The 15,902-nt window shown below is 67.1% G+C and carries 14 protein-coding genes and 1 pseudogene; 12 read left to right on the plus strand and 3 right to left on the minus strand.

From position 1 onward, the window contains the following. The first annotated feature begins 11 nt into the window (after positions 1–11). From F4X11_04305 to F4X11_04340, 8 genes and pseudogenes are all read left to right on the plus strand, one after another. Positions 12–1,376, plus strand: coding sequence for an AAA family ATPase (locus F4X11_04305; protein ID MYN64237.1), 1,365 nt, complete (start codon positions 12–14; stop codon positions 1,374–1,376). A 2-nt stretch (positions 1,377–1,378) separates the two neighbouring features. Continuing rightward, on the plus strand, positions 1,379–1,846 hold the full coding sequence (locus F4X11_04310; protein ID MYN64238.1) for a hypothetical protein: 468 nt from the start codon (positions 1,379–1,381) through the stop codon (positions 1,844–1,846). A gap of 838 nt (positions 1,847–2,684) precedes the next feature. Further along, a pseudogene (locus tag F4X11_04315) lies at positions 2,685–3,832 on the plus strand (ATP-binding protein). 73 nt (positions 3,833–3,905) lie between these two features. Continuing rightward, positions 3,906–5,147 carry an AAA family ATPase gene (locus F4X11_04320; GenBank protein MYN64239.1) on the plus strand — a complete coding sequence of 414 codons (1,242 nt, stop codon included), beginning with the start codon at positions 3,906–3,908 and terminating at the stop codon, positions 5,145–5,147. Continuing rightward, a complete protein-coding gene (locus tag F4X11_04325; GenBank protein MYN64240.1) occupies positions 5,140–5,769 on the plus strand; it encodes a hypothetical protein in 630 nt (209 codons plus the stop codon). Before F4X11_04320 ends, F4X11_04325 begins: the two co-directional genes overlap by 8 nt. Positions 5,770–5,947: 178 nt before the next feature. Then, the gene (locus F4X11_04330; GenBank protein ID MYN64241.1) at positions 5,948–6,163 is read left to right on the plus strand and encodes a CopG family transcriptional regulator; all 216 of its coding nucleotides are present in this window, start codon (positions 5,948–5,950) and stop codon (positions 6,161–6,163) included. Further along, positions 6,160–6,615: a putative toxin-antitoxin system toxin component, PIN family gene (locus F4X11_04335; protein MYN64242.1), complete on the plus strand. Its 456-nt coding sequence runs from the start codon at positions 6,160–6,162 to the stop codon at positions 6,613–6,615. The genes F4X11_04330 and F4X11_04335 overlap by 4 nt, the downstream gene beginning before the upstream one ends. Next, positions 6,605–9,412 (plus strand): ATP-binding protein, encoded by a 2,808-nt coding sequence (locus tag F4X11_04340; GenBank protein ID MYN64243.1) that lies wholly within the window; start codon positions 6,605–6,607, stop codon positions 9,410–9,412. Before F4X11_04335 ends, F4X11_04340 begins: the two co-directional genes overlap by 11 nt. A 76-nt stretch (positions 9,413–9,488) precedes the next feature. Here F4X11_04340 and F4X11_04345 read toward each other — a convergent pair whose 3' ends face one another. Continuing rightward, a complete protein-coding gene (locus tag F4X11_04345) occupies positions 9,489–10,694 on the minus strand; it encodes a patatin (protein MYN64244.1) in 1,206 nt (401 codons plus the stop codon). A 55-nt stretch (positions 10,695–10,749) separates the two neighbouring features. Here F4X11_04345 and F4X11_04350 point away from each other — a divergent pair, with 55 nt between their 5' ends. From F4X11_04350 to F4X11_04365, 4 genes are read left to right on the plus strand one after another with little or no spacing between them, the layout of a single operon-like run. Further along, positions 10,750–11,793, plus strand: a complete 1,044-nt coding sequence (locus F4X11_04350) for an rRNA methyltransferase (protein MYN64245.1) — start codon at positions 10,750–10,752, stop codon at positions 11,791–11,793. 33 nt (positions 11,794–11,826) lie between these two features. Continuing rightward, positions 11,827–12,093 carry an antitoxin gene (locus F4X11_04355; protein MYN64246.1) on the plus strand — a complete coding sequence of 89 codons (267 nt, stop codon included), beginning with the start codon at positions 11,827–11,829 and terminating at the stop codon, positions 12,091–12,093. Beyond that, positions 12,090–12,539 carry a PIN domain-containing protein gene (locus F4X11_04360; protein MYN64247.1) on the plus strand — a complete coding sequence of 150 codons (450 nt, stop codon included), beginning with the start codon at positions 12,090–12,092 and terminating at the stop codon, positions 12,537–12,539. The genes F4X11_04355 and F4X11_04360 overlap by 4 nt, the downstream gene beginning before the upstream one ends. Then, positions 12,539–12,943 (plus strand): cupin domain-containing protein, encoded by a 405-nt coding sequence (locus F4X11_04365; GenBank protein MYN64248.1) that lies wholly within the window; start codon positions 12,539–12,541, stop codon positions 12,941–12,943. Before F4X11_04360 ends, F4X11_04365 begins: the two co-directional genes overlap by 1 nt. Positions 12,944–13,047: 104 nt before the next feature. On the opposite strand, the gene F4X11_04370 is transcribed toward F4X11_04365, so the two are convergent. Both F4X11_04370 and F4X11_04375 read right to left on the minus strand, forming a co-directional pair. Next, positions 13,048–13,995 carry a hypothetical protein gene (locus F4X11_04370; GenBank protein MYN64249.1) on the minus strand — a complete coding sequence of 316 codons (948 nt, stop codon included), beginning with the start codon at positions 13,993–13,995 and terminating at the stop codon, positions 13,048–13,050. A 605-nt stretch (positions 13,996–14,600) separates the two neighbouring features. Beyond that, positions 14,601–15,623 (minus strand): cyclase family protein, encoded by a 1,023-nt coding sequence (locus F4X11_04375; GenBank protein ID MYN64250.1) that lies wholly within the window; start codon positions 15,621–15,623, stop codon positions 14,601–14,603. Positions 15,624–15,902: the final 279 nt, after the last annotated feature.

Here is a 15,902-nt window from a genome sequence, read left to right on the forward strand (position 1 = left end):
GAGGTAATGCCATGGAACAGATTCGGTTGAAGAACTTCCGTTGCTTTCGGGAGGCCCAGGCCGCACGGCTCGCCCCACTTACCCTACTCGTAGGTGAGAACAGCACGGGCAAGACGTCGTTCATGGCTCTTATCCGGGCGCTATGGGACGTTGCGCATCGGCGTGCCGTTCCTGGCTTCAAGGAACCTCCTTACGACCTTGGCAGCTTCGACGAGATGGCCCATTATCGCAAGGGGAAAACCGGCCGGGCCGTGAGTTTCGAGGCGGGGTTTGATGTGACTCCCCTTGCGAGTTCCGGACAGGATCGAGAAAAAGACGCCGCCGGCCGGCTACATCACTTCGATGTGACGTTTTCGAGAAGAGGGACCATTCCGATTCCGTCCAAGTGGCGGCTTGCTTGCGAGGATGTATGGATCGAGGAGCGTCTCAACAAGGACTCGTCCCGGTGGATTCACTTCGGAACAGCGAACGGCGAATGGCGCCGGAAGGTGCCGGCTGACGTCGAGGCGGGCATTCCTGCCGATTTTCAGATCGTGACATCGTTGTCATGGTACCTGACAACAGCGCCTCATGGAAATACCGACATCCAGCCGTTGGCTGACTCTCCATCGATCTCCGAACAGGACCGAGGACGAATCAATCGGCTCGTTCTTGGCTCTGGCCTCCACGGTTTTTTTCTTACGGAGCAACGGCCCTTCGCTAGCGCGCCTGTTCGCTCCAAGCCGCGCCGGACGTATGATCCCTCGCGGCCTTCGAGGGAGCCTGAAGGAGAAAACGTTCCAATGTATCTTTCCACGGCGTTCTTCGAGGACAAGAAGTCGTGGGCGGCACTAAAGAACGCGCTTGAGGAGTTTGGACACGATGCGGGGCTGTTCGACGAGATCTCGGTCAGGCCCTTGGGAAAGAGAGGGAGCGAACCATTTCAGATGCACGTACGGAAATTCGGAAGACGAGCCAAGGGGCCGATGCGCAACCTGATCGACGTCGGCTACGGCGTCAGTCAGGTACTGCCAGTTGTTACCGAGCTGTTCCGGGACAACGAAACACCCATATTCCTCCTGCAGCAGCCAGAGGTGCATCTTCATCCTAGCGCCCAGGCCGCCCTCGGAAGCCTCTTCTGCAGGATCGCCGAAGAGCACCGGCAGGTGGTGGTCGAGACGCATAGCGATCACCTGCTCGACCGGGTGCGCATGGACGTGCGTGATGGTAGGCCAAGGTTGAAGCCCGAGGATGTGTCGATCCTCTTCTTCGAGCGTAGCGATCTGGATGTCAGGATCCACTCGCTCCGTCTAGATCGGCAAGGTAACATTCTGGACGCGCCGCCGAGTTATCGGCGTTTCTTCATGAACGAGACGCGACGGTCACTGGGGCTCTGACGATGTGCGCCATTCTGGACAACAGCGTCGTGCACGAGGTGTTTGGAGACAGGCGGTCGCCAGCGGGCGAGGCGTTCTTCAGGTGGATCAGTGTCGGGGGTGGGCGTCTGATCGGCGGCGGCAGATTGCTCAGAGAGCTTGCACGGAACGAGAACTTCTGGTTCTGGTGGCGAGAGGCAGTGCTCGCAGGACTGGCGACACGCTTGGGCGACGGCACGGTGGAGGAGGAGACGACTCGATTGGTCGAGCGGGAGGCATGCCAATCGAACGATGAACATGTCGTCGCTCTGGCCGTGGTCGGCGGAGCTCGGTTACTGTACTCGAACGACAAGAAGCTGCAGCGTGACTTCAAGAACAGGCATCTGGTCAATCATCCGCCTGGAAGGGTGTATTCCACGCGTCGTAGCGGCGCCTTCACGCGAAAGAAGAGGGAGCTCCTTGCAGGGAGTTCTTGCAGGATAGCCCCATGAAGTCGCTGTCGAGTTAGATGCCCGTGCGGGGCCACGCGTTCGAGGCGTTCTCGTTTCCGGCCGGCGGTCTGCCGACGCTTCTGAATCAACCGGACGCGCGGTTCTTTCTGGAAGTCGACCTCTCCGTTGGGTAGGAGCGGTGCCGTGTCGCGTGGAACCGAGGATCGAGCTCGGGTCGGGACGGCTCAGCGGGGCTGACGAGTACCTCGCACTCGTAGGGCGTACGGGCAATCCGAAGGGGATCCCGGCCATCGAACGCGTCGATTCCAAACTCCACGTGCGACGCAAGGGGAGGCCGGCGCATCCGCGACAGGAGCCGGTCGGCATGAATCACGCAATCCTGTCGGATCGCAGTCTCGCCGGCGACGAATAACGCTGGCTGGAAGCCGTGCGCGACGAACTCGGCGACTGTTGCACGCATTTTCTCGGTTCAGGCCTGGAGATGCGCGCGTCACGGCCCCCGGCCGACGTTTTTTCGATGCGGTCTGCATGGAGAGAGCATCGGACCCTTCCTGTACAAGCTGCGGGCCGAGCGGGCCGACGAGCCGAAACGCTTCGCGGCCGCCTCCCGCACGCTCCGGACTATCGTCCCGAGCGTGGAATCGCTGGCCGTTCAACTCGACGAGCGCCGCGGCACGCTCGGACGGAGGACGACCTGTTCGAGAACCTGCTGCTGCGGGGTCTGATCGACGAGTGATCCGACAGAGGTCGACCAGAAGACGGGCTGCCGCAGAACAGTGGCGACCAGAATACGACGTTATAGATAATGGTCGGCATGCAGGCACAGGATCGCGTATACGATGCGCTGCTGGCCGACCACTTCGCGATCAACCGGCAGATGGTCTTCGTCAGCGGGCCGCGGCAGGTCGGCAAGACCACCACGTGCCGGCGTCACGCGGACGCGTACTGCAACTGGGACAACCTCGACGACCGGGGGGAGCTCGTTCTCGCGGGGCCGGCCCGGCTCGCGGCCCGCTTGGGCGCGACCCGGTTGTCCGCAACGAGGCCGTTGTTCCTCTTCGACGAGCTGCACAAGTTTCCGCGCTGGAAGCCGTTCCTGAAGGGGCTGTACGATACGTACGTGGATCGGCTGCGCATCATCGTCACCGGGAGCAGCCGTCTGGACGTCTACCGCCGCGGCGGCGACAGCCTGATGGGGCGGTACTTCGCGTATCGGATGCCATCTGTTCTCGGTTGCGGAGACGTTGTGCCGTGATCTTCCGGATCCGGAACGGATCGTTCGTTCTCCTCGGTCGATCGATTCGACCGAGCTCGATGCGCTCTGGACGCACGGCGGCTACCCGGAACCGTTCCGCAAGCGGGCCGCCCGCTTCAGGCGGCGCGGCGGTCGTTGCGCCTCCGGCAACTGGTCCGGGTGGACGTCCGCGACCTGACGCGGGTGCAGCAGATCGACCAACAGGAGGTACTGGTTCGCTTGTTGTCGCACCGGTCGGGCCGCCAACTCGTGTACAGCACGCTCGCGCGGGAGACGCGGGTCGCGGTCGACACCGTCCGTCGCTGGGTCGCCGCTGTGCGACTTCCATCTCGGCTTCCTGGTCCGGCCCTGGTACCGCAACGTCTCGCGATCGCTGCGCAAGGAGCCGAAGCGGTTACCTGCGGGACTGGGCCGACATCGAGGACGCCGGCGCTCGATCGGAGACGTTCGTCGCGTGTCATCTGCTCAAGGCGGTGGACGGCTGGAACGACATGGGGCTCGGCCGGTTCGAGCTGGGGTACCTGCGCGACAAGGACAGGCGGGAGGTGGCTTTCGTGGTCGCGCGCGACGGTGAGCCGTGGTTTCTCGCCAAGGTCAAGCACCGCGAAACTAGCCCGGGTCCGGCGCTCGCACACTTTCAGCGCTAGGTCGGGGCGCCGTTCGCGTTCCACGTCGTGGTAGATGCCGACTACTTGGACGCGGACTGCTTCGCCGCGCCCGGTCCGCCGCTCGTGGTCCCGGCTCGGACCCTGTTGTCGCAGCTCGTATGAGAAGATCCGTGCGACGCTGAGCGAGTCCACGCAGCCGACGAGGAGTTGCATGGCATGCCAGAGGTAGCAGGCGATGCTGAAGAAGCTGACGGTCCGCAACTTCAAGTCGCTCATGGACGTGAGCGTGGAGTTTCCGTCCCTGGCGGTGCTCTTCGGACCGAACGCCGCTGGAAAAAGCAACCTGCTGGATGCCATCGCAGCACTGTCCTGGATCGGCAACGTGCGCACGCTCTCCGACGTGTTGGATCGGCCGCTGCCGGTACGGGGCCACGCCTTCGAGGCGTTCTCGTTCCCGGCAGGAGGTCTGCCGGCCCTGCTGAAGCAACAGACCGCCCGGTTCTCGCTGGAAGCCGATCTCGCGGTGGAGGCCGAGCTGTACAGGTATCGCGTCGAGCCGAGCATCGAGTTGCGGTCAGGTCGTCTCAGCGTGGCCGACGAATACCTCGCCCTCCTAGGGAAGAACCGCAATCCGAAGGGAACGCCGGCGATCGAGCGGGTCGAATCGAGTCTCCGCGTGCGGCGCAAGGGGAAGCCGGCGCACCCGCGCCAGGAGCCGCTCGGCATGAATCACGCGATCCTCTCCGACCGGAGTCTTGCGGGCGACGAGTACCGCTGGCTGGAAGCTGTTCGCCTGGAACTGGGCGAGTGGTGCACGCACTATCTCGATCCGGGCCTAGCGATGCGCGCCCCGCGGGCCCCGGCCGATGTCTTCGATGTCGGTGTTCACGGGGAATACATCGGACCCTTCCTGTACAAGTTGCGAGCCGAGGAGCCGAAGCGCTTCGAGGCAGTCTCCCGCACGCTGCGCTCCATCGTTCCCAGCGTCGAGTCGCTGGCCGTGTATCTGGACGAGCGCCGCGGCACGCTGGACATTCTGATTCGTCAGGGGGGCGTGGAGTACTCGACTCGCATCGTTTCCGAGGGCACCCTTCGCGTGCTCGCCTTGTGCGCCATCGCCGTGAATCCGTGGGGAGGCTCTCTGGTCGCGTTCGAAGAGCCGGAGAACGGCGTCCACCCGCGGCGGCTCGATCTCATTGCCCGCCTCCTGATCTCGTTGGCATCGGACGGGGGGCGTCAGGTCATCGTGACGACCCACTCGCCGCTGTTCTGCGACGCCGTGCTGAAGCACGCGTCCTCCCTGCAGGGAGACGTCGGTCTCTTCAACGTTCGTCGTGTCGGGCAGGCCACGAGCATCGACCCTTTCGACCCAACCGGGCCGTTGTTCAAGGACAGCGAAATCGCGGCAGCACTCACGAGCAATGCCGAGGACGGTCTGTTCGAGAACCTGCTGCTGCGAGGCCTGATCGATGAGTGATTCCCTCGCTGTGGATCTCTTCGTCGAGGACCTCGCTCATGAGGTGTTCGTCGGGGCGCTGGTCGACCGGATCGCCCGAGAAGAAGATGTCGCGTTGAGCCTCCAGGCTCGGTCGGCGCGTGGCGGTCACCCGCGCGCGTTGGAGGAGTTCGGGACGTATCAGGTGTTGGTCGAGAAGGGGGCGCTCACGAAGCGCACACCGGATCTGGTGGTCGTCGTCATCGACGGCAACTGCGCCACGCCTCGTAAGAAGAGGGAGGAGATCCGGAGGGTGACGAGGCCGGCGCTTCTGGACCGGGTTGTCACGGGTTGCCCGAACCCGCACGTCGAGCGCTGGTTTCTGGCGGATCCTGATTCGTTCCACAACGTGGTCGGCTATCAGCCGGTGGTCGGTCCCGAGAAGTGCGAGCGGGAACACTACAAGCGGATTCTGGCGGACGCGGTTCGCCGCGGGCAGCAGCCGGCGACGCTCAGCGGGATCGAGTTCGCGGCTGAGCTGGTGGAGGCGATGAATCTCTACCGGGCCGGCAGAAGGGACTCGTCATTGAGAGCTTTCGTGGGCGATCTTCGTGGACGTTTCCGCGAGATTCGGCGTCGAGAAGGAGTGGGGGGCGCCCAATGAGCCGGTTTGACGCCGCTCCGTTACCAGTCTGCGGATGGTCTTCGTCAGCCCGCCGCGTCAGCTCAGCAAGACCCATACGCGTCCACCGCGCGTTTGGGGAAGGGTCCGCGAGGTCCGCTCGTCCTTTCAATGGACGGAGGCTGAAATCGGGCTCACCAATCGTAGTACTTTGTAGCACATGGCGACCTTGACGATCCGCATCGACCAAAAGCTGGCCGCGGAACTGCGGGATATGGCGGCGCGAACCGGTACCGGCAAGAGCGCATTCGTGCGCGAAGCCGTGCGCCGGCAACTCGCGATCGCACGACTCGAAGAGCTGCGGCGCCGCGTGGCGCCGTTCGCCGAGGCGCAGGGCTGGTTGACCGACGAGGATGTCTTCGACGAAGTTTCGTGAGGATCCTGCTCGACACCGACGTCCTGGTCGCCGCCTTCGCGACCCGCGGATTCTGCCTGGACATTCTGCAACTCGTGCTCGCCGAGCACCGGCTGGTCGTCGGCGAGACGATTGTCGAAGAACTCGAACGGATTCTCCGGGAGAAGCTCCGCCTGCCGGCCACGCGTGTCCGCGAGGTCGTCGGATTCGTTCGTGATCAGGCGGACATCGTGACGCCGGTCGCGCCAGCGACATGGCCCGATACCGATCCGGCCGATCGATGGATAGCCGCGGCTGCGATCGTCGGGGCGGTGGACGTTCTTGTGACTGGCGACAGGGATCTGCTCGATGCGCGGCCGGCGGCGGGTTTACGGATCGTGACGCCCAGAGGGTTGTGGGAACTGCTCCGTGCGGCGCGGCTTGGCGAGCCGGTCGAGGAGCGCGTGAGGAGACAGGCACGTAATGGCGCTTGATCCCTGGTACAAGGTCGCGCTTCCGCGCGAAGAGGTCCGCGAAGGCCGTTCGTTCAATCCGGACGAGTTCGCCATCGCCCTCGAGCAGGTCGTCGGCGGCACGGCCCCGGCCGACTACCGCGATCCCGAGGCGTTCTTCGCCCGCACCTGCTTCACGCGCGCATTGCGCGAGCACGCAGGAATGGTGCTGCGGCGTCTGGCGGGGAAGACGGCGAATACGTCGCCGGTGATGACGCTGGTGACGCAGTTCGGCGGGGGCAAGACCCACACACTGACCGCGCTGTATCACCTCGTGACGGCAGGCCAGTCCATGGACGGCCTGGAAGGGGTCACGGATCTCCTGCACGACGCGGGGCTGTCCGCCGCTCCCGAGGCCCGGGTGGCGGTCTTCGTCGGCAACGCGTGGGATCCGCGGGAGGGACGAGAGGCGCCATGGATCGACGTCGCCCGTCAACTCGCCGGTGAGCGCGGTGTCGAGTTGCTCGGCGCGAGCGCAGCGACGACCCCACCGGGCACCGAGGCGCTCGGACGTGTGTTCGCCGCGGCGGGCGCGCCCGCGCTGGTGCTGTTCGACGAGGTGCTCAACTTCGTCAATCGCTACCGGCAGATGGCCGATCCGTTCCATGCCTTCATCCAGAACCTGACAGTCGCGATGACAGGGACCACGCACGGGGCCGCGGTCATCAGCCTGCCGCGCAGCCAGGTCGAGATGTCCGATTTCGATATGGCGTGGCAAGACAAGATCACGAAGGTCGTCCGGCGCGTCGCCAAGGACCTGTTGGCGAACGACGAGACGGAGGTGAGCGAGGTCGTCCGGCGGCGGCTGTTCGACGCTATCGGCGAGGAGCGGTTCCGCAAGAAGGTGTCCAGGGTCTATGCCGACTGGTGCTTCGAGCGGCGCGAGCGTCTGCCGCCGCAGTGGACCCTGGTGGACAGCGCCGCCACCGAGGCGAAGGCGCGCGAGCATCTGCGGGTGCGCTTCGAGGCCTGTTATCCGTTCCATCCGGCCACGTTGTCGGTGTTCCAGCGCAAGTGGAGCGCGCTGCCGCAGTTCCAGCAGACGCGCGGCACGCTGGCGATGCTGGCGCAGTGGATCTCCTGGGCGCACCGGGACGGCTTCACCAAAGCCCGCACGGAGCCATTGATCACCCTGGGATCTGCGCCTCTCGACATTTCCGACTTCGCCAGCGTCGTGCTCGGACAGCTCGGCGAATCGCGTTTGTCGACCGCCATCGACGCCGACATCGCTGGCGTACAGGCGCACGCGCGGGCGCTGGATGCCGACAGCAAAGGCCCCGTCCGTGACATCCACCGCCGCGTGGGAACGACGATGCTGTTCGAGTCGTCGGGCGGCCAGGTCGAGCGGGTCGCGCATCTGCCGGAACTGCGCTTCGCGCTCGGGGAGCCGTCGATCGACACGACCTCGGTCGACACCGCGGCGATGGCGCTCGAGGAACGCTCCTACTTCCTGCGGCGGGTCGGAACGGACGGCTATCGGATCAGCTACCGGCCGACCATCAAGAAGGTGGTGAACGACCGGCGCGCGTCGCTGGACGAGGAAGGCGAGATTCAGCCGGCCATCCGCAAGCTGGTCAAGGACGATTTCGACCGGGGGGCGACCCTTCCGCGGGTCTGCTTCCCGGCCGACGCCGCGTCGATTCCGGACACGCCGAAGCTGACGCTCGTGGTGGCGGATCCCGATGTGGAGTGGACCGGCGCGGCGGGCGAAGACGTGCGCAAGCGGATCGCCCAGTGGACCCGAGCCCGCGGTGCCTCGCCCAGGCTGTATCCGGGCGCGCTGGTTTGGGCCGTCAAGAAGCCGGGCCGAGAACTGCGGGACAAGGTGGAGCAGTGGCTTGCCTGGAAGCGTGTCGCCAGCGAGATCTCGGCGGGCACCCTGGGAAGCGAGCTCGACAGCACCGAGCTCGCGGATATCCGCACCAAGGTGCGGGAAGCCGGTGACGCGGCTCGTGAGGAGGTGTGGGGTGACTACCGCTTCGTGGTGCTCGCCGACGCCTCGGCGCCGGACGGACTGGCGAGTATCGACCTCGGCGCCGGGCATTCCAGCAGCAGCGAGAGCTTATGCGGGCGGGTGATCTCCGCGCTCAAGTCGAGCGCGCTGCTCAACGAATCGGTCGGCGCCGCGTACCTGGAACGCAACTGGCCGCCGGCCTTGAAGGAGAGCGGGGCCTGGCCGCTGGTCAGCCTGCGCCAGAGTTTCCTCGACGGTTCGCTGACGCGCCTCGTCGATCCCGACGCCGTGCTGTGCCGGAAGATCGTGGAGTTCGTCGGCAAGGGCGACTTCGGGCTCGGCTCCGGAAGGGGAGCGGACGGCCGATTCGAGCGCGTGTCGTTTGGGGAGACCGTCGCGCCCGAGGACGTCATGTTCGAGTCGGACGTGTACCTGCTGACCCGAGCCTTGGCCGAGCAGTTGAAGGCACCGACAGCACCCGACACCCAGACGCCCGCGGACGGCGAGGACGTCTCGGATGATTCGGTCGGCGGTTCAACCGGTCCTGGGCCGGGGCCGGATGTTGTGGTCGATCCGCAGCCTCCGGAGCCGCCCGCGCCATCGGCGCAGAAGTCCTTTCGTATTCATGGAGACATCCCGCCGGAGATCTGGAACCGGCTGGGAACGAGGCTTCTGCCGAAGCTCCGCTCGGGCCAGGATCTGAAGGTGGGCGTCACGTTCGAGTTGACCGCGGACGGCGCTGGTGCCGATCCACTTCTGGCGGACCTGCGGCAGATTCTGGACGACCTGCAGCTCGGCGACAGCGTCCGGATCGATGTCGAGTGAATACGCTATTCGAGGGTCAGGTCGGGCCGGTCCGGGGCCGGAGAGGGCCGTAGGACCGGAGGCGGCGCCCGGTTGGTCAGGCCTTCCCGCGCGGACGCGGCCTGCTCCGCAGCAGAACGCGTATCCGGTCGGCGTTCGCCGCCGCGTCGCTCTCGCCCAGTTCCATCAGGCGGGTCAGGTAGGCGGGCTCGAAGGCCAGCAGGCTCAGCAAGTCGGGCGACTTGACCTCCCGTGATCCGAGTCCTCGGACCAGGTGGCGAAAAGCGCGGGGCAGTTGCGCCTCGTACTCGGCCGCAAGGCGAGAGATGTCCACCGACGGGCGGATGACGAGGAGCTCGATCGGTCGCATCCCGCGCCGCTTTTCGGGCGCCACTTCGCGGAGGAGCCGGTTGATTCGCTCCAGCTCCAGCGCATCGCGGTCGAGGTCGTCGAGGAAGACGGCATCGAGAAGCTGCCCGGCGATCTGCATCGGGGGAGGGTGGCGCCGCGTGTTCGCATCGTCGATGGTCCCGCTCGCCCCGAAACGCGTCGACACGGCGAGGATCCGATTCGCGCCGAGGTGCAGGGCCGGCGAGAAGGGCGCCGTCAGGCGGATGCCGCCGTCGCCGTGCCAGCCGTCCGTCAGGTGCACGGCGGGGAAGAAAAGAGGGAGTGCCGACGAGGCGAGCACGTGGTCGAGCGTCAGCGCGGTGTTCCGGCTGCGTCTGTCGGGCCGCGCCCATTCGCGCAGATCTCGACCCTGCGTCCATACGACCGATTGTCCGGTCCCGTAGTGGCTGGTCAGCAGGGCGAGCGCCCACAGGCGCCCCTCCGCGATGTTCTCGGCGATGCCGGCGATGTTTCCGTCGCGCGACTCGAAGACGTCCGCCAGCGTCCGGCGCAAGGGCGACGTATCGACCAGGCCCTGAACGGCCGGCGCCAGCCGGGCGCCGCCCGCGATCAGGCGCAGGCCCCACCGGACGACCAGACCGCCGAGCGAGGGGCCGTCGGTGCGGAAGACGCGTTCGGCGGTCAGGTTGCTCCAGAGGTCGAACAGCCGGTCCACCGCCTCCGTCTGGGCGCCGCGGTACGACGCGAGGAACGCGGCGTTGATGGCGCCGGCCGACACGCCGGTCACGATGGGAAAGTGGGCGTCGGGGATGTTTCTCGATACCCAGCGCAGGAAGCCGACCTGGTAGGCGCCGCGGGCGCCGCCGCCGGGCAAGAGAATGGCCAGGTCGTCGGCGCCGCGGGGCCGTTGCGTCCGCGGCCTGGCGGTGTTCGCGGGATCGGTCTCGGGCAAGTCGTGGCGTCCATCCTTCCGCTCGGGTGCGAGCAGGCACGTATAGTGTCTCACGGTGCCCGCTGCGAACGAGTCGAACGCGCTCGATCTGCGCACGGCGATCGATGGACTGCTGGACGGCGTGTCGTTCGCCGAGTTGCGCCGCGCGTCGGATCAGCTCTCCGCCGCCTATCGCGCGGGCCCGTCGCGCGGCTCCGGGTCGATCCGGACGGCGCACGACCGGCTGGCGTACCTGGCGGCGAGACTGCCGTCGACGTTCGAGGCGACCCGCGCGGTTCTGGGCGAGTTGCGCGGCCGGGCTCCACACGTGCGGGCAGAGAGCCTGTTGGAGCTCGGTGCAGGGCCGGCGCCCGGGCTCTGGGCGGCTGAGCGGTTCTTCCCGGAGCTGTCCCGTGCCACGCATGTCGAGGTCGACGCGGACATGGCGCAGTTGGGTCGACGGCTGCTGAAGGCGGGGCACTTCGATGCACGGGTCGAGTCGACGTGGTTGCTGCGTGACGTCGCACGGGCGCGTGAGCTCGGTGCGCACGATCTCGTGCTCGTCGGCTACGTGCTCGGTGAGTTGCCGGTGTCGGCCGGGGACGAGCTCGTCGACGCGGCGTGGAACGTCACCGCCGCGGCGCTCGTCATCGTCGAGCCGGGTACGCCGGCGGGCGCCGCCCGTGTGATTCGGGCGCGGGCGCGCTTGATCGACCAGAGCGGCAACGTTGCGGCGCCCTGCCCTCACGCCGGCGCGTGCCCGCTGGCGTCGGACGACTGGTGCCACTTCGCCGCGCGTGTCGACAGATCGAGCGTTCAGCGCCGCCTCAAGGGCGGATCGCTGGGCTACGAAGACGAGAAGTACGCCTACGTGGTGGTGACCCGAGGAGCCGCCGACCGGTGCGCGGCGCGGGTGCTGCGCCGTCCGGTCGCCCAAGCCCGCCGGGTATCGCTGCGCCTCTGCACATCCGAAGGGTTGCGGCAGGAACTGGTGACCCGCCGCGAGGGTGAACGGTACCGGGCCGCGCGCAAGGCACGGTGGGGTGATGGTTGGCAGCCGGCGGCGGGGGAGGCCGGTGATGGGACGGGATTGCCTGCCGCTCGTGCAGGTACTGCATGATATCATTATGGAAATACGGGGAACCAGTTTTCCGTGAAGACAACCGTCGACATCCCCGACGCGCTCTATCGTCAAGCGAAGATCCGGGCCGCCGAGGAGGGCACGACTTTGCGCGCGCTCCTGGTGAATTCTCTCGCCGAGTCGCTCGTTCGTCAGGCCTCGAACGCCGAGACACTCCCACGCCGGCAGCGGTTCGAGGTCGATGAGCGGGGCTGGCCGGTGCTCAAGCGAGCCCCCGGGGACACCACGGTCGTCACGGACGAGCTGGTGAACCGGCTGCGTGAGCTCGAGGGCGTTTGAGCGTGGACTTCCTGCTGGACGTCAACGTGCTGATCGCACGGGCGGACTCTCGCCACGAACATCATGCGCGTTGCCGTCGTTGGGAAAACGCACATGCCGCCGCCGCTCTGTGTACCTGTCCGTTGACCGAGAACGGTTTCCTTCGCATCTATGGTCATCCCAGATATCCCGGCGGTCCCGGTTCGCCGGGCGAGGCACTGGTCGAGCTCCGCTACCTCCTTGCTTTTCCCTCTCATCGGTTCTTGCCTGCCGACCTCACCGTGGCGCACGCGCCGACATTCGGAGACCTCCGCGGCGTCACTCCGAAGCAACTGGCGGATCTCTACCTGCTCGCCGTTGCCTTGCGGCATGGCGTCCGGTTCGCCACGCTGGACGAAGCCGTGCCGGCAACGCTGATTTCCGGCGGACCCGCGGCGCTCCATGTGATTCCGCCGGAAGGGGCGTGATGCAGACGAGGCGGCTCGCGGCCTCCGGAGCGGTTGTTGCGCCCGACGGCTCGCGGATTCGCGAGCTGGTCACCGTCGCGCGCGGCAGCATGGTGCATTGCACGCTGCCGAAGGGCGCGGCTTCCAGCGCGGTCGTTCACGCCACGGTCGACGAGGCGTGGTACTTCCTGGCCGGGGCGGGTCAGGTCTGGCGCAATCAGGACGGAGCCGAGTCGGTGGTCGACGTCGAGGCCGGCGTGGCGCTGACCATCGAGTGCGGGACGCATTTCCAGTTCCGCAATACGGGCGACGAGGACCTCCACTTCGTCATCGCGACGATGCCGCCGTGGCCCGGCGCGCAGGAGGCGCGACGAGTGAGGAATCACTGGCCGGTGCCGCGGGCGGGCGCAGCTTCCGACGTGTGACCGCGGATTTCCGGCGGGTCCCGGATCCGCCGGGTCCCGGATCCGGCGAGTCCGCAGACGCCGGTTCCGTTGCGGCCTGGTCGGCCTTCGACGCGGCCCGAACCCTACCTGAGAACGCGGATACGGTGCGCCTCGCTGTCTCCTACGTAGAGTGCGCCGGCCTCGTCCACCCAGATCCCGTGCGGCCGGTTCATCCTGCAGCGCCGCGGCTCGGGCTCCGGCCCGTCGCCCCGCTCGCCGGTCCCGAGGGCCGTCGTGATGATGCCGGTCGCGACGTTGATGCGCCGGATCACGTGGTTCTCCGTGTCGGCGACGTAGAGCGTGCCGTCGGCAGCGTAGGCGAGCCCCTTAGGACCGGCCAGGGTCGCCTCGCGGGCCGGGCCGCCGTCGCCGGTGTAGCCCTGCTCGCCGGTGCCCGCCACGTGGTGGATGGTCTCGTTCGCGAGGTCGATGCGGTAGATGGCGTTTCCCTCCCGCAACGCGAGATAGAGGTTGCCGTCCGGATCCAGCGCCATCGCGCGCGGTCCATTCAGCGGCGTTCCCGCCAGCGGCGCGCCGTCGGGCGTCGGCTCGCGCTCGCCGGTGCCGGCGAAGGTCTCGATGAGTCCGGTCTCGAGGTCTACGCGCCGCATCCGGTGATTGCCGATGTCGCAGATCAGCAGGCGCCCGTCCGGCGCGAAGACGATGCTGTGCGGGGCGCGGAGCTGCGCCTCGGCCGCCGGCCCGCCGTCGCCGGAGAACCCGGCCTCGCCGGTGCCGGCCACCGTGGAGATGATTCCCGTCTGCATGTCGACCTTGCGGACCGCGTGGTTGTCGCGCTCGACGATGTAGAGGTCTCCCCGCGCATCGAACTGGATCTCGTGCGGCATGTTCAGCATGGCGTCCGTCGCCTGCCCGCCGTCGCCGCCGTAACCCCGCTCGCCGTTGCCGGCAATCGTCGTCGTCCTCCCCGTCGCCAGGTTCAGGCGCCGGATCATCTGGTTGTCGAGGTCGCAGAAGTAGAGCGCGCCGTCGGGTCCGATCACCACCCCGTAGGGGTTGTTGACCTGCATGTCCGACAGGCCCGGCTCGCCGTCGCCGATGATCGTGGACACCTCGCCGAAGACCTGGAAGGTCTGCTCCAGCGTGATCGCCGTGCCGGCGTTCGCGTCGCGCACCTCGGCGCGCACCAAGTAGCGGCCGAGCGCATCGGCGTCGGTGAGATCGATTCCCGCGTAGCCGACGGACAGGCCGATGGTGCCGGCCACCGGCGCGGGCTTGGCCCGCCACAGCTCCAGGCCGGGGGCCTGGAAGAGCGAGGTGCCGTCCGGGCGGATCACCTCCAGGTCGAACGCCGTGTCGCACAGGCCGACGCGGTTCTCGGCGCAGCCGATGAAGAAGATGAACGGCGCGAGCGGCTGTCCGCGCCGGCCGATGCGGGTCGTGCTGATGGAGACCCCGGGGGTGCGCTGCACCCAGGCCTCGAGGAACTCGTCCGGGCGGTTCGACAGCACCAGCATGGCGCCGAAGCCGTTCTGCAGCTTGCGCCAGGACTCGTCGGGGAGCGGCCTTCCGCCGCTGTGCCACTGGCCCGTGGCCGGGGCCGCCAGCGCGATGCCCAGAAGTGCGGCGAGGATGAGCGTCGGAAGCGTTCGCGCCTGTCTTTTCATCGTCTTGCCTAGAAGGTGGCGATAGGGTTGAGCGGCGATCCCATGCCCTTCTCGATGCGGAGCGGTGCGGCCACGAAGAGGAACTCGTAGCGGCCCAGCTCGCGCGCCGTCGCCGCGAGGTCGTCGAAGTCGAGGTTGTCGAAGATGCCGACGCCGAGCGCGACGAGGGCCAGCCGGTGGATCGGCAATCGGACGTCGTCGGAGAACTCGTGCGGAAACGCGTCGTTCCACATGTCGTGGCCGATGAAGGAGACGCCCCGTTCCTTCAGGTAGTACGCCACGTCGGCATGGTAGCCGGCCACGCCCTCCTCGGACGGGTTCCAGGGCCCGAGCGTCGCCCGCCGCTTCCACCGGCCGGTGTGCAGCAGGATGACGTCCCCCGGCTCGACCCGCACGCCCTGGATGCGCTCGAGCTCTTCGAGATCCGCCGCGCGAATCGCCGTGCCCGGTTCCACCCATCCCTCTCCGGAGTCCTTCCCAGGCAGCAGCGTCGCATCGAACAGGATGCCGCGCGTGAAGATGCCTTCCCGCAGCGCGTGGATGCTTCCCTGCGGGCAACCCTCCGCCGCCCTGACCTGCTCGACCGTCACCCCGTTGTAGCCCTTGCCGTCGAACATCACGTGGCAGGCGACCGAATCGAGGTGGCTGTGGATGACGCCGTGGTAGGTGCCGGTGTACTGGTAGCGGTCGGAGGCGCCGGTCTCGCTGACGTTGACCACCTGCCGGTCGAGATACCACTGGCCCTCGAGCGTCGGCGCCTGGATGATGTCGTGGGCCAGCGATACGCTGCGGCCCTCGGTCACCAGCGCGGCGGCGGCCTTCCGCTTGTCCGGCGTGATGAGGTTGGCGGCGCCCAGCCCGTCGTCGGGACCCCAGCGGCCCCAGTTCGAGAGCTCTTCCATCGCGTGCAGGAACTCTGCCTCGGTGGTCATTGCGGGGCGCGTCTGGGAGTCGACGGTGACGGCGGCCGCACCGATCAGCAGCGCCACGAGAACCGGGACGACGCCGGGTCGCAGAGCGTGAGTGAACATGGTGCCTCCTTCGGCCAGTCGTGCCGAGTGGGGCAGTTTACCCCGTCTCACCCCGTCCGGCGACTACCGCCCGGCGAAGCACAGGGCGGCAGGGGCGCTCGCACGCGTCGAGGGCGAAATTCTTGGCAGATGCAAAGTTTTGCGCTATAATGATTCTGCTTCGAGCCGGAGCATCGAGGGTTATCAGGGACCACGGAGGTTGTGGGTTCGAGTCCCACTCCGTCGCTCAGGCGGCGGACAGCTCAATCCAGGACGAGAGCGCCGGGTTTTCCCTCTTGC

The sequence above is a fragment of the Acidobacteriota bacterium genome (assembly GCA_009861545.1).
Taxonomy (GTDB): Bacteria; Acidobacteriota; Vicinamibacteria; order Vicinamibacterales; family UBA8438; genus WTFV01.

What these genes read in the sequence shown, in the direction of transcription:
- F4X11_04305 (MYN64237.1), top strand. Translation starts at nt 12, where the DNA reads ATGGAACAGATTCGGTTGAAGAACTTCCGTTGCTTTCGGGAGGCCCAG.
- F4X11_04310 (MYN64238.1), top strand. Translation starts at nt 1,379, where the DNA reads ATGTGCGCCATTCTGGACAACAGCGTCGTGCACGAGGTGTTTGGAGAC.
- F4X11_04320 (MYN64239.1), top strand. Translation starts at nt 3,906, where the DNA reads ATGCTGAAGAAGCTGACGGTCCGCAACTTCAAGTCGCTCATGGACGTG.
- F4X11_04325 (MYN64240.1), top strand. Translation starts at nt 5,140, where the DNA reads ATGAGTGATTCCCTCGCTGTGGATCTCTTCGTCGAGGACCTCGCTCAT.
- F4X11_04330 (MYN64241.1), top strand. Translation starts at nt 5,948, where the DNA reads ATGGCGACCTTGACGATCCGCATCGACCAAAAGCTGGCCGCGGAACTG.
- F4X11_04340 (MYN64243.1), top strand. Translation starts at nt 6,605, where the DNA reads ATGGCGCTTGATCCCTGGTACAAGGTCGCGCTTCCGCGCGAAGAGGTC.
- F4X11_04365 (MYN64248.1), top strand. Translation starts at nt 12,539, where the DNA reads ATGCAGACGAGGCGGCTCGCGGCCTCCGGAGCGGTTGTTGCGCCCGAC.
- F4X11_04370 (MYN64249.1), bottom strand. Translation starts at nt 13,995, where the DNA reads ATGCAGGTCAACAACCCCTACGGGGTGGTGATCGGACCCGACGGCGCG.
- F4X11_04375 (MYN64250.1), bottom strand. Translation starts at nt 15,623, where the DNA reads ATGTTCACTCACGCTCTGCGACCCGGCGTCGTCCCGGTTCTCGTGGCG.